Raw genomic sequence first — 23,491 nt, forward strand, 5'->3', positions numbered from 1 at the left:
CGTACGCACCGCCTTCGACTGGAAATCAGCCATGAACCAGTTTGCCATCCTGTTCGGCGAGCGTTTTACGCTTGCCCGCGGGTAATCCTTTTTTAACTGCCTCGCACACAAAAAGACGGACAGGCTCTTCCAAATAGACCAATAACAAATCAAGGAAAGGCCAACGAAAGCCAGATCAACGAAAAACCAGGCCCAACCCCGCCTAAAGGGGTTCACCCCACCACCTGATACCCCTTCTGCTCCAGCGTCCACCGATGCCACCGATTCCCATACATACCGCAAGCGATAGCGAACAGCAGCGACAGCACGAAGCCAAGCAGATCCAGTGCCTCTCCCCACAATCCCATCCCAAGAAAGATCACGTTGACGCCGAGCATCACGAACGCGGCGAACCACATCCTCTTCGAGAGCGCCCAGATAAAACCAAGCAGACAGGCGCCCCAACTGAACCCTGTCGCGACCGCGACGGCCTGCCGGTGTTGCGGATGTTGCAGATAGATCGATGCGCCCATTTTTCTCGCCGGATTCCTTTCGATAACCTCAGGCGCCAAGTCGAGCGCCCGAAGCGCTTTTTAACACGCCACCGCGTCACGCGAACGAACGCGCGATACGCCGCGGCACCTCGCGATCCCGCCGCCCCCGTCCATGACGACCCGCAGCATAGCTGTTACTCTTGCCGGATACTCAGGCGCGAAACGCCGTGCAAGCAAAAAGCCGCCATGGCACGCACGCGTCGTCGACCCTACTCGAACCCGACATGCCACCGGAGCACGCATGACCATCGCCACCGCCTATTCCCCTCAAGCCCCGACCCGTACCGAACTTGACGCACTGCCCGGCCTCACCGTCGTCGAATTCGGCGCGAACTGGTGCGGCATCTGTCAGGGCGCGCAGGCATCGATTGCGAAAGCGCTCGCGCCGCACGCGGGCCTGCGGCATCTGAAGGTCGAGGACGGCCCTGGCCGTCCGCTCGGCCGCTCGTTCAAGGTCAAGCTGTGGCCGACGCTGGTGCTGATGCGGGACGGCGCCGAAGTCGCGCGCGTGGTGCGCCCGGCCAGCGCGGAAGATATCGAGGATGCATTCGCGTCGCTTTGATTCGCAGCGGGCGTAGGCGCGACGCCTTCACGTCGCTTACCTGGCTTATATGGCTTACCTAGCGCAGCGCGCTCGCCGGTATCCGGCAGGACGCTCGCGTCAGCGCCGCGGCATCGCCGGACGACACACGCGCACTTCGTCCGCCGATCCCGAGCCTGATCCCATTACCTGATCCTTTTGCATCGTTCTTCCGCCATGCGCCAAGCCATCCATCATCTGAGCGTGCAGGCCCGCAGCCGAGGGCTCGTCGAATTTACCGACGACGCGCGCCGCTTCGTCGCCGAACAAGGTATTCGTACCGGGTTGCTCACGCTGTTCTGCCGCCATACGTCGGCGTCGCTGCTGATTCAGGAGAATGCCGATCCATCGGTGCGGCGCGATCTGGAGCGCTACTTCGCGACGCTCGCGCCGGAAGATGCCGAGCGCTACGAACACGACACCGAAGGTCCAGACGATATGCCCGCGCATCTGCGCACCGCGCTCACGCAAGTGCAGTTGTCGGTGCCGGTCGAACATGGACGGATGGTGCTCGGCACCTGGCAGGGGCTGTATCTGTTCGAGCATCGCCGGCACACGCAGCCACGCGATATCGTGCTGCATCTGCTCGGTGAATGATCGCGACGCGGCGCGGTCCAACGTCAACGTAACCGGCACGATCCAGGGCGAAGCCAGGATCAACCCGAGATCAATCCAGGCTCACTGCCCCGGTGGCGGCGAGCCAACCGCTTCAGCTTCAGCTTTCGCAGTCCGCCGTACCGCTGCAGTTTCACACGTCACACCGGCCGTCTTCATCACGCAAAGGACCCATCCCTCACTTTTCTGCGCACCTGGGACAGCACGCGCCAACCCCGGAGCCTACCGAAACGGAGCACATCTCATGGACACCCGTAGCGAGCTGCAAGCCACCGTCGACGCGATGGTTCAACCCGGCAAGGGCCTCCTCGCCGCCGACGAGAGTGGCCCGACCATCGCCCGACGTTTCAAGACGATCGGCCTCGAATCGACCGAGGAAAATCGCCGCGCCTATCGCAATCTGCTGCTCACCACGCCCGGTCTCGGCGAGTTCGTGAGCGGCGTGATCCTCTACGAAGAAACGCTCGGCCAGAAAGCCGACGACGGCACGCCGTTCCCGCAGCTAGCCACCGCGAACGGCGTGGTGCCCGGCATCAAGGTCGATCTCGGCAAGGTGCCGCTCGCGCTGTCCCCCGGCGACGAAATCACCGAAGGGCTCGACGGTCTCGCCAAACGCTTCGTCGACTACAAACGCCAGGGCGCGCGCTTCGCGAAATGGCGCGCGGTCTACAACATCACCGCGAGCTTGCCGGGCCGGGCTGCGATCGAGGCGAATGCGGAATCGCTCGCGCGTTACGCGGCGATCAGCCAGGAGGCCGGCATCGTGCCGATCGTCGAACCCGAAGTGCTGATGGACGGCGATCACACGCTCGCGCGCTGTGCGGAAGTGACCGAAGCGGTATTGCATGAAGTTTTTCATGCGCTGCAGCGGCATCGCGTGGTGCTCGAACATATCCTGCTGAAGCCGAGCATGGTGCTCGCCGGCGCCGAGCATCAGCAGCAATCGACGAGCGCGGACATCGCCGCCGCAACCGTACGCGTGCTCAAGCGCACGGTGCCCGCCGCGGTGCCGGGTGTCGTGTTTCTGTCGGGCGGACAGTCGCCCGAGGAAGCGAGCGCGAATCTCGATGCGATGAACCGGCTCGGCGCGTTGCCTTGGAATCTGAGCTTTTCGTATGGACGCGCGTTGCAGGAGCCGCCGCTGCAGGCCTGGCGCGGCCAGGCGGCCAACGTCAAGGAAGCGCAGCAGGCGTTGCTGAAGCGGGCCCGCCTGAACGGCGCGGCTGCGTTGGGAAAATACGAAGCGGCGATGGAGAAGAGCTGAGTCGAACCAGGGCAGCGGAACGAGGCAGTGAAACGAGGTCGGGCGGATTCGCAGTCCGCCCGGCAATCTGCGTGGCCGTACGTAAGTCACAACCATCAAGCACGACCCTCAAACACTACCATCAGGCACTACGCCAGGCGACGCGCCGGCCAGCCCGCGCGCTTACTGCCCCTTCGTATCGCTACTCGCATTCGCGCCCGGCATGTTGGTGGTATCGGTGGCGGGCTTCGTCGCCTTCGAATGCTTCTTCATATGATGCTGGGTCGAATGCGTCGAGGTACTGCCCGTGGCGCCGGTCGCCCCCGCGTCGCCACCTTCGCGGGTCGACATATTGGTGTTGCCGTTCGGGTCGTTGCCGGCCGGTCCACCGCCCCCGCCGCCCGCTCCTTGCGCAAGCGCGAACGGCGAAACGGCGAGCAGACTGGCGACGAGCACCGCGTGTCGGATCTTCATGACGATTCTCCTGGGTATCCTGAACATGGAAAGTGAAAGTCCGGGAGCGCCGCCTGGGTAAGGAGAAAATAAGGAGAAAAAGCAGCGGCAGCGCGCCCCGACCTCATCCGTATTTCAGCAAGGGCTGTGCCGCAGGAGATCGGCTGTCTGGTTCTTAACGCCGCCCACACCCACACTCGCACCGGCATCGCGCCGATGCGAATCCCTCAGGTCCCGCACGCGACCAACGCGTGCAGCTCGTCGATATTGAACGGCTTCGCGAGAATCGCGATGCCCAGCCGCCGCGCGCGGTCGAGTTCGTCGGCGTAGCCGGTCATCAGCGCGATCTTCTGCGACGGCCACGCGCTGCGCACTTTCTCCGCGAGGTCGATACCGTTCAGCTTGCCCGGCATCTGGATATCGGACAGCACGAGTTCGAAGCGCTCGCCGGCGTTCAGCAGGTCGAACGCCTGGTCGGCGGTCGGCTCGTGACGCACTTCGCAGCCGAAGGTTTCGAGCACCGCGGTCACGCCGGCCGCGACATCCTCGTTGTCCTCGACGAGCAGCACCGCGCCGGCCGCCGTCGGCACCACGTCCGGCACCTCGGCGCTCGCGGCCGCCCCAAGTGGGCGATGACGCGGCAGGAACAGCCGCACCGTCGTGCCGCTGCCCGGCACGCTGTCGATCTTCGCGGTGCCGCCCGCCTGCTCGCACATCGACAGCACCTGCGCGAGTCCGAGGCCCGTGCCCGAACCGCGCAGCTTGGTCGTAAAAAGCGGTTCGAACGCGCGCCGCGCGACTGCCTCGGGCATGCCCTCGCCGTCGTCGGAACAGGCGATCAGCACGTACTCGCCGTCGGGCAGCAGCGTGTCGCTGCCCACCAGCCGGTTGTTCTGGCAACGGATCACGAAGCGGCCGCCGCGCGGCATCGCTTCGCGCGCGTTCATCGCGATGTTCATGATCGCGAATTCGAGGTCGGTCGGATCGGCGAGCACCTGCCACAGCGTGTCCGGCAGGCGCAGCGACAGTTCGACCCGGTCGCCGAGCGCGGCGTCGAGCAGCGGCGCCGCGCTCGGCAGCCAGCGCGCGAGATCGACTGTCTCCTGCTTGAGCGGTTGCTTGCGCGCGACGCTCAGCAGTTGCCGCGTCAGCGTTTCGGCCGATGCGGTCGCGCGTTCGACCGCGAGCACTTCCTTTTCGAGGTTGTTGTACTGCTTGATCCGCGCGAGCTCGGTGTTCGCCGACACTACCATCAGCAGGTTGTTGAAATCGTGCGCGACGTTCGCGACCAGATTGCCGAGCGCGCCCATGCGCTGCAGTTGCCGGCTCGACGCCTCGGCCGACAGACGCATCGCTACCTCGCCCTGCCAGCGCTCCCACGCGCGCCGCTCGGCGTCGAGCTGGCGCAGCGAATAGAACACCAGCAGCCAGATCGCGATGCACGGCACCGCCGTCAGCGCGGCGATCATCAGGAAGTGGCCGCGCCACGCGGCCGCGATCGACGACGTCGCATAGGCGCTCATCACGTAGAGCGGATAGTCGCCGACGCGCCGGAACGCGAGCAGCCGCTCGACCCCGTCGACGGTCGAATTCAGGCGCACGTGACCGAACAGCTGCTTGTCGCGCAACGCGGCGGTAAACGCGCTATGCGGGGTCGGCTTCGCGCCCGCCGGCCACGCCGGATAACGCACCAGCAGATTGCCGTCCTGACGATACAGCGCCAGCACCAGCGACGGATCGTCGTGAGTCAGCTCGTGGTAGAAGCGCGCGAAGTAGTCGTTTTTCAGCGCCACCGCGACCGCGCCGAGGAACTGGCCGTCGGCGTCCGAGCGACCGGTCACGGTCGTGAACACGTTGGTCTTCGACAAGTTGCCGAACATCGGCAGCGAAAAATACGGCTGCGGGCGCATCGCCCTGGCGGCGAGGAAATCGTCGCGCTGGCCGATCGACATCGCCGGCGTCGGATACGCGATGCTGGACGCCAGCAGGTCGCCGTTCGCGCCGAGCAGCGCGATCGACGACACCTGCGGAAAATCGCCGCCGATATCGCGCAGCCGCTCGTGCAATTCGGCTTCGCGCGCGCGGATCTGCGCGTCGTTGGAATTGCCGAGCAACTCGATGATGCGCGAGGCCATCTGCTGGTTCAGGTCGAGCACCTTGACGGCCTGTTCGTCGGCCACGCGCGCGAGCCGGTCGATCACGTCGTCCGCATCGGCGATCCGACGCTGGTAGTCGAAGTAGCCGTAGCCCGCGAGGCAGACCAGCGGAAACACGATCGACACGGCCAGCACGATCAGCAGCATCCGGCGCGTCGCGGCAAAGTTGCGCGACGGCATCGGAAAGTCGACTGCGACACGTTCCGCTCGCTGCACGGTCACCTACTCCATGAAATTTGCATACGTCCGGCGAGGGCCGGTGAAAACATGACACGTGCGAATAAACGAAGAATCGGCGCGTTTTCATACGCCTGTTCGCTCGCTAATTCCTCCTATCTCGAAATTTACCGCACTTCCGCCGATCTCCCCAAGCACCTCCGCATCGTCATTCGGCATGTCAACCGCTTCGTTCCAATCGCGCGCGGCGTCGGCGGAAATCCGGCCGTCTCGGGCACACCGATTGCTGCCAGTTAGTACTGCGGCAGTGTCCTGGCAGTGCCCTGCATCACTGCCGTTCAGCAGCAGCCCAGACCAGCCCGGCTGGCGACGCGTGCGAGCGCAGCGTCACGGCCCTTCCGTTCGCGAGGAATCACCATGTCCACGACTGCCCGCCGGGTTGCCCGGCTCTCGCAATTGCGCGCGGATCGCGCCGAACGCGTGACGGTGGACGACACGCCGATCCTGCTGGTGCGCGACGGCGACACGGTGCACGCGTATTCGGCCGATTGCCCGCACGCGGGCGGCCCGCTCGAAGAAGGCGCGCTGTGTCATGGCCGTATCATCTGCCCCTGGCACAAGGCCGCGTTCGACGTCGCGAGCGGCAACGTGCTGGAGCCGCCCGCGCTGCTGCCGCTCGATCGCTACCCGGTCACGATCGACGGCGACGACGTGCTGGTGTCGGCGAGCAAGCTGCCGCCTGATCAATCCGCACCAATCACGGCACCCGCCGCCGAACCAGCCGGCGCCGCCGCGTCGGCGCGGCACTACGCAGTAATCGGCGCGGGCGCGGCTGGCGCCGCCGCCTGCGCGGCCTTGCGCGAATGCGGTTTCGACGGCCGCATCACGCTGATCGGCGACGAACCGCATGCGCCGTACGACCGCACGTCACTGAGCAAATTCGTGCCGTCGTTCGAGATGGCGCCGGCCGACGTGCCGCCGCTTTTGCCGCCCGACTGGCTGCAAACACACGGCATCGAACGGATCGTCGCGACGGTTGCGCGGCTCGATGTGCCCGCGCGCACGATTCATTTCGCGCCGGGCTCGCAAGGCGACGCGCAAGCGCCGCAGCCGCTGAAATACGACACCGCGCTGCTCGCGACCGGTTGCGTGCCGAAAGTCCCCGACATCCCCGGCTGCCAGCTCGGCGGCGTGCACGTGCTGCGTCATCTCGACGACGCGGCCGCGCTCGTCGAGGCGCTCGGCGACGACACGGCGCAAACGCGCGTCGCGATTCTCGGCAGCAGCTTTATCGGCCTCGAAGTCGCGTCGGCGTTGCGCACGCACGGCGTGCCCGTCGCCGTGATTTCGCCGGATACGGTGCCGTTCGCGAAGCTGTTCGGCGAACGCGCGGGCCGGATGTTTCGCGCGCTGCACGAGCAACACGGCGTGACGTTTCATCTCGGCGCGAAGGTCGCGTCGCTCGAAGGCGACGAAGGCAACGTGCATGCGGTGATGCTCGAGAGCGGCGAGTCCATCGCCGCCGACGTGGTGCTGCTCGGCACGGGCGTGACGCCGGCGACCGGTTTTGTCGAAGGACTGCCGTTGCAGAAGGACGGCGGCATCGTCGTCAACGCGGGCATGCAGGCCGCGTGCGGACTCTATGCGGCCGGCGATATCGCGGTGTTCTCGCTGCACGAAAACCAGGAGCCGGTGCGCATCGAGCACTGGCGCGTCGCGCAGCAGCATGCGCGGATCGCCGCGCAGAACATGTGCGGCGCGCGCAACCGCTATGCGGACGTGCCGTTCTTCTGGACGTATCACTTCGGCAAGAACTTCGAATACCTCGGCCATGCGAGCGAGTGGGACGAGATCGTCGTCGACGGCGATCTCGACCAGCATCAGTTCATCACGCTGTACGTGCGCGACGGCAACGTCGACGCGGTGCTCGCGTGTGGGCGCGAGGCGTTGACCGCACGCCTGTCCGACGCGCTGCGCGGCGGACTCTCACGTACCGATGCGCTGACGATGATCGGTGAGGCCGCGCGACTTACGCCGGAGGGGGCCGAGGCTGGCTCCGCATCCGCGTCCAATTCATGATGCCGTTGATTGGGCCGTTGAAACTGAGGCCGTTGAAGCGCGCATTGCCCGATCGTTCATTCACAACCCGGAGGAGCCATAGCCATGACGACCACCAGAACGGAAAAGCATCCGCATTCGAACAAGAGCGAAAAGCAGATCGACACGCAGGTCGAGGACAGCTTCCCGGCCAGCGATCCGCCCTCCACCGGCGGTACTACGAAACTCGTCCCTGACGAAGATCGCAAAAAGACCGGCGACGATAAACCCGCCAGCCGGTAGATGCGATAGACACGATAGACGGGTGGCGTCGCCGCGCTGGCGACGCTCCCCCCCCCCAGAGGCACATCTCTCAAGCGCTTAACGCTTAAGCGACGCGCACCCAGCGCGACGCCTACTTCATCGTATCGCCCGACACTGGCCCGCTCTCGACCGGTGGCGCCTCCTTCTCGATCTCGCTGCGCGCCAGTTCCCAGTATTGGTCGGGCGTGCCCTTCGGTTCATCGGCCTGTTGCCACAAGTAGTAAGCGCGCGTGCGAATCTGCTCGTCGATGCTCGGTTGCTGTTGTTCCATTCGATCACCCCAACCCGGTTGTGTGGCTGCACGCCGCGCTCGCGAAATGCGTCGCGCGCGTGCATCGCCATCGATCATCGAGCAACCACTGTTCCTGGGCCGGTTCCCGGGCTCTTTCCTGACGCATCGGCGCGCGCACTGTCACATCAACGCACGCGTTACTTGCCGGCCGCCGCCTCGCCTTCGTCGGAAGTGAGCTGCTCTTCGAGGCGATCGAACACGCGTTGCGTCGCGCGGCTCGGCGCTTCGAGCGCGAACAGTAGCAGCGAGCGCCCCGTCACCTGATACGCGTCTCCGGCACTGAACTGCGGCAACTCGGCGCGCACCGGCATGTTGGTATCGACGAGGCAGGTCCAGCGCTCGCCTTCGGGCACGTCGGGTAACGTGAAATTGACCACGTCGTGATGCGCGTTCAGTACCAGCAGCAAGGTCGCGTCCGACGCGAGCCGGCGGATGCCGCTCGCCTGCGCACGACCGTCGATCACGACGCCGAAGCAGCGCATCGCCGGATCGTCCCACTGCTCGGCCGAGATATTGGTGCCGTCCGGCGACAGCCAGCGCGTGTCGGTGACGTCGAGCGCCTCGTTGTATTCGCCGGTCAGAAAACGGCCGCGCCGCAGCACCGGCAGCCGATGCCGCAGTGTGGTCAGATTGCGCACGAACTCGGCAAGCGCGCGGCCGTCGTCGTCGATCGCTTCCCAGTCGACCCAGCTGATTTCGTTATCCTGACAATATGCGTTGTTGTTGCCCTGCTGCGTGCGGCCGAATTCGTCGCCGGCGAGCAGCATCGGCGTGCCTTGCGACAGCAGCAGCGTGGCAAGCAGATTGCGTTTCTGACGCTCGCGTTGCTGACGGATCTCGGGGTCGTCGCTCGGACCTTCGGCGCCCATGTTCCATGATTTGTTGTCCGAGTGGCCGTCGCGATTGTCCTCGCCATTTGCTTCGTTATGCTTGTCGTTGTACGAGACCAGATCGTTCAACGTGAAGCCGTCGTGCGCGGCGATGAAGTTCACGCTGGCCCACGGACGCCGGCCGCGATGATTGAAGCGGTCGCCCGATGCGGTCAGACGCGTCGCGAGATCGGCGACCTTGCCCTCGTCGCCCTTCCAGAACTCGCGCACGGTGTCGCGAAAGCGATCGTTCCATTCGGCCCAGCCCGGCGGAAAGCCGCCCACCTGGTAACCGCCGGGACCGCAATCCCACGGCTCGGCGATCAGGCGCACGCTGGAGAGCACCGGGTCCTGGCGGCAGCTGTCGAGAAAGCCGCCGCCTTCGTCGAAGCCGTGATCCTCACGACCGAGAATCGTCGCGAGATCGAAACGGAAGCCGTCGATCTTCATCTCCGTGACCCAGTAGCGCAGGCTGTCGGTGACCATCTGCAGCACGCGTGGATGCGATAGGTTCAGCGTATTGCCGGTGCCGGTGTCGTTGATGTAATAGCGTGCCTCGTCGGGCATCAGGCGGTAGTACGACGCGTTGTCGATGCCCTTGAACGAGATCGTCGGGCCGCGCTCGTTGCCTTCGGCCGTGTGGTTGTAGACCACGTCGAGGATCACTTCGAGATCGGCCTGATGAAAGCGGTCGACCATCTCCTTGAATTCGCCGACCGAATCGTGCGACGACGCGAAAAAGCGCGGATCGGCCGCGAAAAAGCCAATCGTGTTGTAGCCCCAGTAGTTCGTCAGCCCCTTGTCGAGCAGATGGCTGTCGTTGACGAAAGTCTGGATCGGCAGCAGCTCGACCGAGGTCACGCCAAGGCCGCGGATATAGTCGAGCACCGGCTTCTGCCCGAGCCCCGCGAAGGTGCCGCGCAAACGCGCGGGCACGTCCGGGTGACGCTTCGTGAAACCACGCACGTGCGTTTCGTACAGGATCACGCGCTCCCACGGCAACGCGTTGCGCTCGGGATGGGTCCACGAGAAGTTCGCGTCGACCACCTTGCACTTCGGCACGAAGGCCGCGCTGTCGCGCTCGTCGAACGACAGATCGGCGTCTTCCGAGTCGAGCGTGTAGCCGAAAATTTCCGGCGCCCATTTCAACTCGCCGATGTGCGCCTTCGCGTACGGATCGAGCAGCAGCTTGTTCGGATTGAAGCGATGACCGTTCTCCGGTTCGTACGGCCCATGCACACGGTATCCATAGACCGCGCCCGGTTTCAGATTCGGCACGAACACGTGCCAGACCTCGTCGGTATATTCGGGCAGTTCGATCCGTTCGATTTCGTGCTGCCCGGTTTCGTCGAACAGACACAGTTCGACCTTGGTCGCGTGCGCGGAAAATAGCGCGAAATTGACGCCGCTGCCGTTCCACGTCGCGCCGAGCGGAAAAGGCGTGCCTTCGGCAATGCGCGTCGAGTAGCTGGTTTGGGATGACATAAGGTTCCTGTGGCCGCAAGAAGCGCCGGGTTGCGCGAGGGGGTTTTCCCAGTGTAGGCAGTCGAAGCCGGCGCTGCATCGGTTGTGCCCGATGGTTCTGATACGCCGTGCGCGCTGCGAATCCGGCTGGATAGCAAGTTATGGTCCTGACGCGCGTCGGGGGTGAAATTGCCGCGTTGCGCGCCGGCTGACGCGTAGCCCCTTACTTCTTCAGACGAAACGATGCGGCACGCGACTTGCAATCACACAACCGACGGACATGACGGATGAATGCCATCGTCGCCACAGGGAGAACGGAGAAAACATCATGCTGAATCTGCACTCGCAACCACGCGCTACGGCGCAACCGCAATCGCCCCGCAAGCCGCTTGCGGCGACCATAACGGCCTTGCTCGCCGCGCTCACGCTGTCCTCCGCGGTCGGTATCAGCGGCCATGCATGGGCCCAAGGCGCGCCGCAGTCGGTCACCGAAAAACGCACGGACGTCGTGCAGCTCGCAAGCGGCTATCGGGCCTCGAAGCTGAGCGGCGCGGACGTGTACAACCGCAACAAGGACACGATCGGCACGCTCGACGACCTGATCGTGTCGCCGGGCACGGAGCGTACCACCTACGCGATTCTGTCGGTCGGCGGCTTTCTCGGCATGGGTAAGCACCTGGTCGCGGTGCCGTTCAACGACCTGCAGATCGACAACCGGCGGATCGTGTTGCCCGAGGCGACGAAGAAGTCGCTGGAGGCGTTGCCGGAGTTCAAATACGCGCCAGGTTGAGGTTGAGCGCGCGTTGAACAGCGCATTTCAGATTGGATTGAGCGTTGCGCGCGGCACGGCAACATAACGCAACGCAACGAGAGCTGCGGGCGGGCGCAGCGCGTTGCGTTCGTTACGTTCATTGAGTAAAGAATTCACGCCCGAGCTCACCCCGGGGCCCCGCCCCGCAGCGCCGAAACGGCTTTCACGGCGCCCCTTCCACATGCAACGCGGCCGCCGATTCGAGCACGCGCAACAGCCGCTCAGGCGTCAACGGCTTCGCGCAGTGCGCATCGAAGCCCGCGGCCTTCGCGAGCGCGCGATCCTCGCGCGATGCGAACGCGGTACACGCGACCAGCAGCATGTGCGAAGTCTGCGGATGCGCGCGCAGCCGGCGCGCCAGTTCGAGCCCGTCGAGCCCCGGCATCTTGATGTCGAGCACCACCGCGAACGGCTGCCAGTCGCGCGCGGTGTCGCACACCGCGAACGGATCGTCGAGCGCGCGGCATTCGAAGCCGTCGGCTGTCAGCAGCATCTGCAACGCCTCGGCTGCTTCACGGTAATCGTCGACCACCAGCACGCGGCGATGCGCGGCCATCGCGTAGCGGATCGGCCGCCAGACGAGCACGTCGTCGCTGCTGTCCACACTGTCGTTGAACATCGTCATTTTTTCTCGCCCTTTTCCATTCGCCCTGAAGGGCATCTCGCGCCACGCGCGCAAGATCCGATCCCATTGCGTCTGCCTGACCGCGGCAAATCCGCTGTTATTCCCACTCCGGCAAAACACGTCGCGCCAATGCGGAAATTCCGCGTGCCGGGCTCGTTAAAGCTCGGATGCGGGCCTCGGCTGGCCAGTTCGTCACGGCGTTTGATTGGCGGCGCCTCGGGATCCGCGCACCGCGCGGTATCGATCGACGCTCTGTCCTCGTGCTGTGCGCCCCATGGATGGGCATCGCACGATGTCGGTATTGCAACGGATTGAGGGGTGACGCAATGCAGACCGCGAGCGCTCTTTGCGGCGCGAATCGATCGCGCGGTCATAGCTACAGGATAAGCGACGACGCCGATAAAAAAAACGCTCGACGTGTTAGGGGTTTGCGCTCAGCGGGTTATCCCGCACGATTGTCGATGAAACCTTTCAGCAGCGCCAACGTGTCCGCGTCTTCGATCCGTTTATCGGTCCGCCAGCGCAACATGCGGGGAAACCGCACCGCTACGCCCGACTTGTGGCGCGGACTCGCCTGAATTCCTTCGAAGCCGATCTCGAACACGAGACTCGGCGTGACGCTGCGCACCGGGCCGAACTTGTCGACGGTGGTCTTGCGCACGATCGCATCGACTTCGTGCATCTCCGTGTCGGTGAGCCCCGAATAGGCCTTCGCGAACGGCACCAGCGTGCGCACGCCGTCGGCCTCGTCCCACACCGCGAACGTAAAGTCGGTGTAAAGACTCGCGCGGCGACCGTGACCGCGTTGCGCGTAAACAAGCACGGCATCTACCGCATAAGGCTCGATCTTCCATTTCCACCACGTGCCCGAGGCCTTGGTGCGGCCGACGCCATACATCGACGCGCGCTCTTTCAACATCAGACCTTCGACGCCGCGTGCCCGGCTTTCGTCGCGCAACGCGGCAAGCGCGGACCAGTCGGCCCCGCTCACGAGTGGCGAGACTTGCAGCAGGCCGCGCGCCAAGGTGGCGTCGACGGACACCGCCAGCGCCTCGAGCCGCGCGCGCCGTTCGGCGAGCGGCGTCATGCGCAGGTCCTCGCCATTCGCTTCGAGTAGATCGTAGGCCAGCAGCGCGGCCGGCGAATCGGCGAGGATCTTGCGCGTTAGCGTCTTGCGCGCGATTCGCGGTTGCAGCCGCGCGAACGGCAACGGCGCGGGCGCGCCCGGCTCCCAGGCGAGTATCTCGCCGTCGATCACGCAGCCATCCGGCAACGCATCGCCTAGCGCGGCCACCTCGGGAAAACGCTCAGTAATCAGATCCTCGCCGCGCGACCACAACCACACGCGCCCGGCACGCTTGACGAGTTGCGCGCGAATGCCGTCCCACTTCCATTCGATCAGCCAGTGCGCGGGATCGCCGAGCGTCGCCGGTTCGGCCTGCAACGGATGCGCGAGAAAGAACGGATACGGCAGGCCGAGATCGCTGTCGTGCAACGGCGCGTCGGCCTGCTCCGTCTTGTCGTTCAGCGGCGCGATCAGACGCAGATAGCGGGCCGCGTCGGGCTTTTGCCGCGAGTCGGTCCAACCGACCATACGTTGCGCGATCCGCTTGTGATCGACGCCCGCGACCTCGGCGAGCGCTCTGACCACCAGTTGCCGCGCGACGCCGACACGAAAGCCGCCGCCGATCAGCTTGGTCAGCAGAAAACGGCCGCTCCAGTCGAGTTCGTCCCAGTAGCCGAAGAGCCGCGTGCGTAGTTCGTCCGGCGGCAAGCCACGCAGGGTGAGCATACGTTGCTCGATCCATTGCGTGAGGCCCAGTTCCGAGCGGCGCTGCGGCGGCGGCAGAATATGCGCGATCGTCTCCGCGAGATCACCGACCGCGTGATACGACTCCTCGAATAGCCACGCGGGCAACCCGGCGCGCTCGCGCGCGAGTTCGGTCAGCAGCCGCGTCGGTACCAGTTGACGCGGCTTGCCGCCGGCGAGGAAATACGCGGCCCATGCAGCGTCTTCGGGCTCGGCGGCCGAGAAGTAGCTGGTCAGGGCCGCGAGCTTGTCGTGGGTCGAGGTGGTCGCGTCGAGCGCGGTGTAGAGGGCCGCGAAGCGTTTCATCCGGCAGTCCTTATGATTCGCCACGGTCGATTCGCGCTGATGCGTCCGGCGTGCTTTCGCTCGTGGTTGTGGTCGCGGTCGTGGTTGCTTCCGGCGCTTCGTCCCCGCTGGCCGCCCCGGCCGCATCGGCTTCGACCGTGTCGTCGCCGTATTGCGTGTCGAACGCACTCGCCTGCAAGCCCTGCTCGTTGAGCCAGCGCACCATCGGTTCGACCGAGCCATGTGTAACGATCACGCGCGTCGCGCCGCTCTCGCGTATCGCGGTCTGCAACCCCGGCCAGTCCGCATGATCCGACAGCACGAAACCGCGATCGACGCCGCGCCGGCGACGCGCGCCGCGCAAGCGCATCCAGCCCGACGCGAACGCATCGCTGTAATCGCCGAAACGCTTGAGCCATGCGCTGTTCTGCGCGGACGGCGGTGCGACGATCAGCGCCTCGCGGAACACGGCCTTGTCTTTCGCGGCGATCTCGCCGACCAGCCCGACCGCCGGCAAGCGCACGCCCGCCTCTCGATACGCGCGATTTAGCGGCTCGACCGCGCCGTGACAGAAGATCGGCCCGATCGCCGCGTCGACGCTCGCGAGTACGCGCTGCGCCTTGCCGAACGAATAGCAGAACAGCACCGACGCACGGCCTTCCGACGCGTTGTGACGCCACCATGAATCGATCGAATCGAAGATGCTGCGCGGCGCATCCCAGCGATAGATCGGCAAGCCGAACGTCGATTCGGTGATGAAGGTATCGCAACGCACCGGTTCGAAGGCCGCGCAGGTCGGATCGACGTCGAGCTTGTAATCGCCGGACGCGACCCACACGCGGCCCGCGTGCTCGATGCGCACCTGCGCGGAGCCGAGCACGTGGCCAGCCGGATGCAGCGACACGCGCGTCGCGCCGAGCGCGAGCGGCTCGCCGTAATCGAGAGTCTGCAACGCGATGCCGGGCAGGCGCGACAGCAGCACGTTCGCGCCCGCGCGGGTCGACAGATAGTGCAGGTGACCGAAGCGCGCGTGGTCGGAATGCGCGTGCGTGATCACCGCACGCTCGACCGGCCGCCACGGATCGATGTAGAAATCGCCGGGCGGACAATAGAGCCCCTCCAGCCGCGCGACGATCAGATCGTCAGGCTCGCCGGTTTGCGGCTCACGGTTCATGCGGGGCGGCGGTTGATCCATCGGGATGTATCCATCGGCTGCGCGGGTATCGAATTCGAGCGCTTCGGACGCTTCGATCGCCTGGAATGCGGCATCAAGCAAACCGCATGCCGTGCCGTGCGCGGCCGGGCATGGTCGCATTCCTGCTTACGGTATATAAAGCAATCACGCGTGTCGAGAGCGGCTGCCGTCCGGCAGCGCCCGATGCGTATCGCGAGGCCTCATGCCGATCCTGCTCGACTCGCATGCGCTGTATATCGTCAAACATCCCGGCCGTTTCGTGCTGCAGACACTGAAGGCGTTTCGCGCGAACCAGGGGCTGCTGCTCGCGGGCGCGGTCGCGTATTACGCATTGCTGTCGATCGTGCCGCTGCTGATCCTGATCGTCATCGTGCTGTCGCGCGTGCTGCCGCAACAGCTGATTCTCGATGCGCTCGCGCATCTGTTGCGCTGGCTCGTGCCGGGGCAGTCGAATGCGCTGGTCGACGAGCTCGCGAATTTTCTGCGGCATCGCGCGGTGATCGGCTGGGTGCTGCTGCTGACGATGATCTTCTTCAGCTCGCTCGCGTTTACCGTGCTCGAAAACGCGATGTCGCTGATCTTCGTGCATCGCGTCGTCGTCAAGCGCCGCCACTTTCTGATCTCGGCGCTGCTGCCGTACTGCTACATCCTGTTTCTCGGCGTCGGGCTGCTGATCGTCACGTGTGTGTCGAGCGCGCTCGAAACGATCGGCGCGGCCGGTCTCGAACTGTTCGGTCTACATGTGTCGTTGCAGGGCTTCTCGCGTGTGATCCTGTACCTGTTAGGACTTGCCGGTGAAATCTTCGTGCTGACTTCGGTGTACCTGGTGATGCCGGTCGGGCGGCCGTCGCTCAGACATGCGCTGATCGGCGGCGTGGTGGCCGGCGTGTTGTGGGAAATCACACGGCACGTGCTGGTCTGGTATTTCGCCACGCTATCGCAGGTCAGCATCGTCTACGGCTCGCTGACGATGGCGATCGTGATCCTGCTGAGTCTCGAATGGCTCGCCACGCTCCTGCTATTCGGCGCGCAGGTGATTTCGCAATACGAGCGTTTCGGCCGCGAACCGCTCGATGCGCCGCAGCCGACCATCAAAACCGGTTAGGTTAGCGGGTCGTGGGAAGCGTTGGTATGGGCATTGGCATCGACATGGAGGCGGGGCGATCCCGACAAGGGCAACGTGGTCGTCGAGGCCGCGAAGCAGGTGCTCGGTACGGTGCTGCCGGGGCATCGCGATACATGAGGGTGCACACCACAGCCGTTGGCCGTGTGGGTGCCGGCAAGTGCGGGCGGGCGGCAACAGTCCGGGTGGGAACCGGGCTGTTAAAATGGCGCGCTCGTTGCCCGCGACACGGCGCGTGAGTCGCCGCGGTTGCCTCCGTTGCGTCATGCATAGCGCCGCTCGTTGCGTGGCGCGTCGCGCCTCTACATCAGCCGGTACGTCATGTTCATACACGCCCTCGCCGCTCGCTCGTTGTTCCTCGCGGCAGCTCATGCCACACCATTCCGCCAGCGCGGTCCCGCTCATGCTTGATGAAGTCCGCATCACCCGCGCGCTGGCCGCACGCGGCATCACGCCCGATGCGCGTCAGCACGAGGCGATCGGCGCGCTCGCCGCACTGCTCGGCGCGCAGCAACACGCACGGCGGGCGTGGTCGAGTCATGCGTTCGCCTCGCAAGGCGTCTACTGTTATGGGCTGCCTGGACGCGGCAAGAGTCTGGTGGTGGACACGGTGTTCGAGTTGGCGTCGTGTCGCAAACGGCGCCTGCACTTTCACGAATTCCTGCGCGAGATGAACCAGCGGCTCGTCACTGCACCGCGCAGCGACGATCGGCTCGGCGACGTATCGCGACAGTGGCTCGACGGCATCGAGTTGCTGTGCTTCGACGAATTCCACGTACACGACATCGCCGACGCGTTCCTGATGGGCCGCTTTCTCGATACCGCGATCGGCCTCGGTACGCGCATCGTGCTGACCTCGAACTACGCGCCGGACAATCTGTTGCCCGACCCCGAGTTTCACGAACGTTTTCTGCCGACTATCGCGCAGATCAAGCGCTGCTTCACGGTGATTCATTTCGACGGCGCGCGCGATTACCGCTTCGGCGGCGAGGCGGCCGAGGTGCCGCGTTTCTTCGCGCCGCTCGATGCGTCGAGCGACACTGCGTTGCGCGAGCTCTTCACGAAGCATGAACGCGACGCACGCATCGAACCGCTGCGGCTCAGCGCGGCCGGTCGACCGCTCGAAGCACGCGCGGCCGGCCGTGCGTTGTTGTGGGCAGACTTCGAGCCGTTGTGCGTGGCGAGCCGCTCGCATCTCGACTACCTCGATCTGGCCGAGCAATGGCAGGGGCTGATCGTCGACCGTTTGCATACCGAGGCGCTCAGGCAAGCGCCTACGCTGCAACGGCTGATCTGGCTGATCGACATCTTCTACGACCGCAAGCGCGCGCTCTTCATCGCGTCCGACCAGCCGCTCGAAAGCGCGCTGGTCGGGCTCGAAGGCGCGCATGATCTGTCGCGCACGTTGAGCCGGCTTGCCGAGATGCAATCGCGCGGGTATCGCAGTACGCTCGAACATCCGCACGACGACGCTACGGTGGAAAAGACCGAAGACGTTTAATCGGGTCGCGCGGCAACGTGATGTGTGCAGCCGCTGTGTGGAGCCCTGGCGCGGGGAGTACCTGCCTGTCGTTCGGATGCGGCCCGGCGTCACTACCACGCTCATCGCTCATTGCCCACCGCCCGGCAAGCTTCCTGCAAATCTTGCAACACGGCGGCAAATCCTGCTAACGGCTGCTTCAGCCCTTCCCCGAGCGCCCATCAGGCCTCAACCCACCGCCACAACGAAACAACGCCCCGCACCGCGGCGCTTGCACAGGAATGGCATCTGCTACCGCGACGGCAGACTCCATTCCTCAGCGGATTACATGCCGCTTGCGCCCCGTCATGCTCAGAACCGCCTCCGTCGCCGCCGCTTTGTGCGCCGCCTGTCTCACTTCCGCCTGCGTGCATATCGGCCCCGCGCGACTGAAGGCCGATCAGGTCGACTATGCGCGCGCGCTCGGCGACGCCAAGAAACGCGAGATTCTCGCCGCCGTGATCGGCTTGCGCTACGGCGACGCGCCGGCCTTCCTGACCGTCAGCAGCATCATCGCCGCGTACACGTTCGACACCACCGGCGGCGCGACGCTGAACGCCGGTTCGGGCTCAGTGCCGAACTATGCGCAGGCGACCGGCAGCGTGTCGTATTCGAATCGCCCGACCTTCACGTTCACGCCGACCACCGGCGAAGCGTTCGCGTCCGCCTATATTCGCCCGCTCGCGCCGTCGTTGGTGCTGCCGCTCGCCGAAGGCGGCGTGCCGATCGACCTGCTGTTGCGGATCACCGCGCAATCGATCGGCGGTCTGCAGAACGGCAATGCGCTCGGCGGCGAGAACAGCGCGGGCGCGCCGGGCTTCTTCGAGCTATTGCAGGCGCTGCGGCGTTTGCAACTGGCAGGAGAACTGAACGTCGAAACGCGTCAGCTCGATGCGAAAACCGGCGGCAAGAATTCCGCCGGTGCAGCGGCCAACAACACGGCGAACAGCTCGACCAACACCGCGCAAATGGGCGTGTTCCTCGTGCTCGGCGCGACCACCAGCGGCGAGTCGCCGCGCACCGCGGCCGACGTCGCGCGCGTGCGCAAGCTGCTGCATCTGTCGGCGAAAACGCGCAGCTACGAGATCGTCTACGGGCCGTCGTCGGGTTATCAGAACGGCGATCGCATCACGATGGTCACGCGCTCGGTGCTCGGCATTCTCAGCGATCTCGGCGCGCAGGTGCAGGTGCCGCTCGAGCGAATCGCCGATGGTTCGACGAAGCCGACCGTCGGTCTGATCGGCGGTGAAACGCGGCCGACCATCATCGTGCATTCGGGCAAGACCGCGCCGGCCGACGCGTATGTATCGATCGCGTATGGACCGTCGGTGTATTGGGTCGAGCGCAACGACTTCGATTCGAAATACGCGTTTACGGTCGTGCAGAATCTGATGGCGCTTGCCGAAGCCGACACGAGCAGCAAAGCGCCGGTGGTGACGATTCCGGCGAATTGAATCGACGCGTGACGGGTGGATAAAAAACGGCGGCATCGTTCGAGGCCGCCGTTTTCTTGCCGTACTCCGACGCACGCCGTCGCTTCACTTCTTCTGCTTCACCCGCTCGATCTGCTGTTTCGCCGCCTCGTACACGCGCTCCGGCGTGAAGCCGAATTTCTTCTTCAGATCGGCAATCGGCGCCGACGCACCGAACGTATGCATGACGACCTGCGCGCCGAGCCGCCCCGTATAGCGATCCCAACCGAGCGACGCGGCCTGCTCGACCGCTACGCGCGCGTCGACGTCGGCGGGCAGCACCGACTCCTGGTACGCGTCGTCTTCGCGCTCGAAGATGTCCCACGACGGCATCGACACGACGCGCGCCGCGATGCGCTCGCCCTTCAGCTTCTCGTACACGTCGACGCAGATCGACAGCTCGCTGCCGGTCGCCATCAGGATCACCTGCGGCTTCTGTCCGTCAGGCGCATCGGCGAGCACATACGCGCCGTGCTTCACGCCGCTCGCCGGCGCATAGCGACTGCGGTCGAGCGTCGGCAGCGGCTGACGCGACACGACGATGCACGCCGGCCGATGCGGCTGCGTGAGCGCGACACGCCACGCCTCGGCCGCTTCGTTCGCATCGCCAGGACGCAGCACCGTGAGACCCGGCACGCCGCGCAGCGACGCCAGTTGCTCGATCGGCTGATGGGTCGGACCGTCCTCGCCGACGCCGATCGAATCGTGCGTGAACACGTAGATCGCCGGCACTTCCATGATCGCCGAGAGCCGGATCGGTGGCTTCATGTAGTCGCTGAAGATCAGGAAGGTCGAGCCGTACGCGCGCAGATTCGACAGCGCGAGGCCGTTGACGACCGCGCCCATCCCGTGCTCGCGAATGCCGAAATGCAGATTGCGCCCGCCGTAGCTGTCCGCCTCGAAACTGCCGGCGCCCTCGAACTTCAGATTGGTTTTCGTCGACGGCGACAGGTCGGCCGCGCCGCCGATGATCCACGGCACGCGCGCGGCAATCGCATTGAGCACCTTGCCCGACGACTCGCGCGTCGCGATGCCCTTCGGGTCCGCGTCGAAAGTCGGAATGTCGCTGTCCCAACCGTCCGGCAACTGATGCGCTTCGATCTGCGCGAATTCCTGCGCGAGCTGCGAATACTGCTTTTTATACGCGTCGAATTTGGTCGTCCACTCGCTGCGTGCCGCCTTGCCGCGCGCGCCGATCCCTTGCGCGAAATGCTCGTGCACGCCGTCGGGCACGTAGAAGAATTTGTCGTCGGGCCAGCCGTATGCGCGCTTCGCGGCCGCGACCTCGTCGACGCCAAGCGGCTCGCCGTGCGCGGCGGACGTGTCCTGCTTGTGCGGCGCGCCCCAACCGATGATGCTGTGAACCACGATCAGCGTCGGCCGGTCGGTCACGCTCTTCGCTTCGACGAGCGCCGCTTCGAGCGCGGCCGCGTCGTTCGCATCGTCGACGTGCAGCGTGTGCCAGTTGTAGCCGCGAAAACGGCTTTCCACGTCGTCGCTGTACGCGAGATCCGTATGGCCTTCGATCGTCACGCGATTGCTGTCGTAAATCCAGATCAGGTTCGACAGCTTCAGATGGCCCGCGAGCGAAGCCGCTTCGTGCGAAATGCCTTCCATCATGTCGCCGTCGCCGCACAGCGCGTACACACGGTAATCGAAAATCCGCGCGTCCGGCTGGTTGAAACGGCTTTCGTACCAGCGCGCGGCCATCGCCATCCCGACGCTGTTGCCGAGCCCCTGGCCGAGCGGCCCGGTGGTGGTTTCGACGCCGGTCGTCATCCGGTATTCGGGGTGGCCCGGCGTTTTGCTATCGATCTGGCGGAAATGCTCGATGTCGTCGAGCGACACCGCCGGCGCGCCGGTTGGCTTGCCGTGCGCGTCGACGGCCTTCACGTTGGCCAGATGCAGCAGCGAATACAGCAGCATCGACGCGTGCCCGACCGACAGCACGAAGCGGTCGCGATTCGGCCACAGCGGCTCGTCCGGGTCGTAGCGCAGATGGTTTTGCCACAGGTGATAGGCGACCGGCGCGAGCGCCATCGGCGTGCCGGGATGGCCGGAATTGGCTTTCTGCACGGCGTCCATCGATAGCGTGCGAATCGTGTTGATGCACAGCTGGTCGAGGGCGGAATCGTTTGGCATGGGACGCTCCTTGTTCGGCAGTTCGGAAGATGGCCGGGGCGCACTGCGATGCGCGAGGGGATCGGCGCATCGGTCAGGCTGTCTGACGGACAGACGCACTGCCGGCGTAAGGCAACCGGTGCGACGCAACCGGCTCGGACAGCGGCACGCGTGAAAACGTGTGCCAAAAAGTGCGCAAGAAAATCACATCGCGAAGCCCACCGATGATGCGCCTATCCGCGCAACCCTGCACGCCAGCACGCAGCGCGCCAACCCACCACGGCGCTCGCCGCGCAGACGGTAGCAGGCGGGGCGGGAAAGATCGCATGAATCACGCCCGCTACGTTGTCCGCATTGCCAGGCGTCAGATCGGGATTCACCTGCGCCTAACCTCGCGAGGTGAAAGCGATCGTGTATTTATTGTCCAAGGTTGCCGTCGTTGCGATCGTGCGGGTCAAGCCCGCCAGGACGCGCCTTGCGCGTACTTCTGCACGAAGCAACCAGGTTTGACAGCCAGGCGCGCGCTTTGTGATTCGCATCTCAACCGAATGAGTGCGGCGCAATCCGCCCACCTTCAATCACAAAATGCCGCGCCTCGCTTTTTCTCTCGAAGAACCGCCAGTCCTCATCATCCCCCGCTCCGTTCGTTGCGACGATCAAACGGAACGATGGCGACAGAGAAATGACCAGACCGCATTCCGGATTGGCCGATATACCTTCGACAATGATAGGGGCAATTCGAGTTAACGCTTCTCCCAGAGAAATGACAAACGCGTTGACTTCCTCATCAACACCCACAAGGGATTTTTCAGTCGCGATACTTTTTCCCGCCTTACTCAAGGTCCAGGCGCACTGAATATGCAAAGCCCATGCGCTGACTTGCCTGGGTACGCCATAGAAGTTTCTCTCCTCATGCTTCGGTCCAAAACCCAAGGTGAGTATATTCGCCGCGCGACTAATGCTGGTCCACTCCAAACCTTGAAGTACAGACAAACGCCGTTCAATTTCTCTTTGATTGTTAACCATAAAAATCTTCCTCAAGCCTTCTGCATTACCAGAGATTGAACATGTCTTTGGCCCGCTCCATGATTTCGTGAAATCCCATCGGTGGTTCGCTGCCAAGTTCATTGTGCAGCTGTTGAACCTGATTGGGAGTCAACCGCAGAATTCTGGCGACATCGTTGGTCTGTTTGTTTTGCGCCTGGTTATTTCCAGGCCGACCATTGCTGCCCGCTACCTGTTCAACATCGCCGTTAGGCGCGGCAAGCGGCTTGTATTCAAACGGCTGCGCATCGCCAAGCTTCTGTGGCGCGCGCGGACTGTTGCCATAGGGCGACCCTCGCATATCTGCATCGTCCGGCCGCTCGACGCGCCCGTTGCGGTCCTGACGCATGGATTGCAGATCGGATCGATTCCGTGTGCGTCCGCGACACTTGCATGCCCATGCGGTGCCTAGGGCCTCGGCCATCGCGTAACCGGTCGGTAGCGAACGCATCCTCTCAAATCGAAGGAGCTCACCGGTTTCGGCGTTCAGGGCCTGTGCTGACGGCATCGGCGGGAAGTTGGAATATATCTTATAGATAATGCGACAAAGAAGGCACTCTTCCTGGACCGACCAGTCGGTCCCACTGTTTTCCTGTTTCAGTTTTCCCACCGGACTCGTTAAGGAAAGTCTGCAAAATTCCTGGCATTGATGTGAGGGTGGACTATCCTGGGAGCAGGAGAATTTAAGGGGTGGGTGATGGCACAACTTGGCCTTGGTCTGGATCTGTCAACGAAACGCACGC

Annotated in this window: 20 protein-coding genes; 9 read left to right on the forward strand and 11 right to left on the reverse strand. The window is 64.5% G+C overall.

Going from position 1 to position 23,491, the window contains the following annotated elements; all coding sequences use genetic code 11:
- Window positions 1-212 precede the first annotated feature (212 nt).
- Complete coding sequence (locus HHL14_RS32000; protein ID WP_169501610.1) at window positions 213-512, reverse strand: DUF2628 domain-containing protein; 300 nt, start codon at window positions 510-512, stop codon at window positions 213-215.
- A gap of 262 nt (window positions 513-774) precedes the next feature.
- Here HHL14_RS32000 and HHL14_RS32005 point away from each other — a divergent pair, with 262 nt between their 5' ends.
- From HHL14_RS32005 to HHL14_RS32015, 3 genes are all read left to right on the forward strand, one after another.
- Window positions 775-1,095: a thioredoxin family protein gene (locus tag HHL14_RS32005; protein ID WP_169501611.1), complete on the forward strand. Its 321-nt coding sequence runs from the start codon at window positions 775-777 to the stop codon at window positions 1,093-1,095.
- Window positions 1,096-1,290: 195 nt separating this feature from the next.
- Window positions 1,291-1,710, forward strand: a complete 420-nt coding sequence (locus HHL14_RS32010; protein ID WP_169501612.1) for a secondary thiamine-phosphate synthase enzyme YjbQ — start codon at window positions 1,291-1,293, stop codon at window positions 1,708-1,710.
- Between the two features lie 262 nt (window positions 1,711-1,972).
- Window positions 1,973-2,992: a class I fructose-bisphosphate aldolase gene (locus tag HHL14_RS32015; RefSeq protein WP_169501613.1), complete on the forward strand. Its 1,020-nt coding sequence runs from the start codon at window positions 1,973-1,975 to the stop codon at window positions 2,990-2,992.
- A gap of 162 nt (window positions 2,993-3,154) precedes the next feature.
- On the opposite strand, the gene HHL14_RS32020 is transcribed toward HHL14_RS32015, so the two are convergent.
- Both HHL14_RS32020 and HHL14_RS32025 read right to left on the reverse strand, forming a co-directional pair.
- Window positions 3,155-3,445 carry a hypothetical protein gene (locus HHL14_RS32020; RefSeq protein ID WP_169501614.1) on the reverse strand — a complete coding sequence of 97 codons (291 nt, stop codon included), beginning with the start codon at window positions 3,443-3,445 and terminating at the stop codon, window positions 3,155-3,157.
- Window positions 3,446-3,651: 206 nt separating this feature from the next.
- Complete coding sequence (locus HHL14_RS32025) at window positions 3,652-5,796, reverse strand: hybrid sensor histidine kinase/response regulator (RefSeq protein WP_329601773.1); 2,145 nt, start codon at window positions 5,794-5,796, stop codon at window positions 3,652-3,654.
- 378 nt (window positions 5,797-6,174) lie between these two features.
- On the opposite strand from HHL14_RS32025, the gene HHL14_RS32035 reads away from it, so the two are divergent.
- On the forward strand, window positions 6,175-7,836 hold the full coding sequence (locus tag HHL14_RS32035; protein WP_169501617.1) for an apoptosis inducing factor family protein: 1,662 nt from the start codon (window positions 6,175-6,177) through the stop codon (window positions 7,834-7,836).
- An 84-nt stretch (window positions 7,837-7,920) separates the two neighbouring features.
- Entirely contained in the window at window positions 7,921-8,097 is a 177-nt protein-coding gene (locus tag HHL14_RS32040) for a hypothetical protein (protein WP_169501618.1), read from the forward strand.
- A gap of 112 nt (window positions 8,098-8,209) precedes the next feature.
- Here the strand turns inward: HHL14_RS32040 and HHL14_RS32045 are convergent, their stop codons facing one another.
- Together HHL14_RS32045 and glgX are read right to left on the reverse strand one after the other, a co-directional pair.
- Window positions 8,210-8,389, reverse strand: a complete 180-nt coding sequence (locus tag HHL14_RS32045; RefSeq protein WP_169501619.1) for a DUF2934 domain-containing protein — start codon at window positions 8,387-8,389, stop codon at window positions 8,210-8,212.
- Between the two features lie 158 nt (window positions 8,390-8,547).
- The gene (gene glgX / locus HHL14_RS32050; RefSeq protein WP_169501620.1) at window positions 8,548-10,764 is read right to left on the reverse strand and encodes a glycogen debranching protein GlgX; all 2,217 of its coding nucleotides are present in this window, start codon (window positions 10,762-10,764) and stop codon (window positions 8,548-8,550) included.
- A gap of 307 nt (window positions 10,765-11,071) precedes the next feature.
- Between glgX and HHL14_RS32055 the strand changes: the two genes are divergently transcribed.
- Window positions 11,072-11,533, forward strand: coding sequence for a PRC-barrel domain-containing protein (locus HHL14_RS32055; RefSeq protein WP_169501621.1), 462 nt, complete (start codon window positions 11,072-11,074; stop codon window positions 11,531-11,533).
- A 184-nt stretch (window positions 11,534-11,717) separates the two neighbouring features.
- On the opposite strand, the gene HHL14_RS32060 is transcribed toward HHL14_RS32055, so the two are convergent.
- From HHL14_RS32060 to HHL14_RS32070, 3 genes are all read right to left on the reverse strand, one after another.
- The gene (locus HHL14_RS32060) at window positions 11,718-12,179 is read right to left on the reverse strand and encodes a response regulator (protein ID WP_169501622.1); all 462 of its coding nucleotides are present in this window, start codon (window positions 12,177-12,179) and stop codon (window positions 11,718-11,720) included.
- 442 nt (window positions 12,180-12,621) lie between these two features.
- Entirely contained in the window at window positions 12,622-14,295 is a 1,674-nt protein-coding gene (locus tag HHL14_RS32065) for an ATP-dependent DNA ligase (protein WP_169501623.1), read from the reverse strand.
- A gap of 10 nt (window positions 14,296-14,305) precedes the next feature.
- Window positions 14,306-15,469 (reverse strand): ligase-associated DNA damage response exonuclease, encoded by a 1,164-nt coding sequence (locus tag HHL14_RS32070; RefSeq protein WP_230413302.1) that lies wholly within the window; start codon window positions 15,467-15,469, stop codon window positions 14,306-14,308.
- A 202-nt stretch (window positions 15,470-15,671) separates the two neighbouring features.
- On the opposite strand from HHL14_RS32070, the gene HHL14_RS32075 reads away from it, so the two are divergent.
- From HHL14_RS32075 to HHL14_RS32085, 3 genes are all read left to right on the forward strand, one after another.
- Window positions 15,672-16,574: a YihY/virulence factor BrkB family protein gene (locus HHL14_RS32075; RefSeq protein ID WP_169501624.1), complete on the forward strand. Its 903-nt coding sequence runs from the start codon at window positions 15,672-15,674 to the stop codon at window positions 16,572-16,574.
- A 421-nt stretch (window positions 16,575-16,995) separates the two neighbouring features.
- Window positions 16,996-18,093: a cell division protein ZapE gene (gene zapE / locus HHL14_RS32080; RefSeq protein ID WP_169501625.1), complete on the forward strand. Its 1,098-nt coding sequence runs from the start codon at window positions 16,996-16,998 to the stop codon at window positions 18,091-18,093.
- Between the two features lie 326 nt (window positions 18,094-18,419).
- Window positions 18,420-19,565, forward strand: coding sequence for a hypothetical protein (locus tag HHL14_RS32085; protein ID WP_169501626.1), 1,146 nt, complete (start codon window positions 18,420-18,422; stop codon window positions 19,563-19,565).
- An 84-nt stretch (window positions 19,566-19,649) separates the two neighbouring features.
- On the opposite strand, the gene tkt is transcribed toward HHL14_RS32085, so the two are convergent.
- The 3 genes from tkt to HHL14_RS33880 form a co-directional block, all read right to left on the reverse strand.
- Window positions 19,650-21,725 carry a transketolase gene (tkt, locus tag HHL14_RS32090; protein WP_169501627.1) on the reverse strand — a complete coding sequence of 692 codons (2,076 nt, stop codon included), beginning with the start codon at window positions 21,723-21,725 and terminating at the stop codon, window positions 19,650-19,652.
- Window positions 21,726-22,244: 519 nt separating this feature from the next.
- Entirely contained in the window at window positions 22,245-22,730 is a 486-nt protein-coding gene (locus tag HHL14_RS32095) for a hypothetical protein (protein ID WP_169501628.1), read from the reverse strand.
- A gap of 25 nt (window positions 22,731-22,755) precedes the next feature.
- On the reverse strand, window positions 22,756-23,358 hold the full coding sequence (locus tag HHL14_RS33880) for a hypothetical protein (protein WP_206002617.1): 603 nt from the start codon (window positions 23,356-23,358) through the stop codon (window positions 22,756-22,758).
- Window positions 23,359-23,491: the final 133 nt, after the last annotated feature.

The organism is Paraburkholderia antibiotica, from assembly GCF_012927125.1.
Lineage (GTDB): Bacteria > Pseudomonadota > Gammaproteobacteria > Burkholderiales > Burkholderiaceae > Paraburkholderia > Paraburkholderia antibiotica.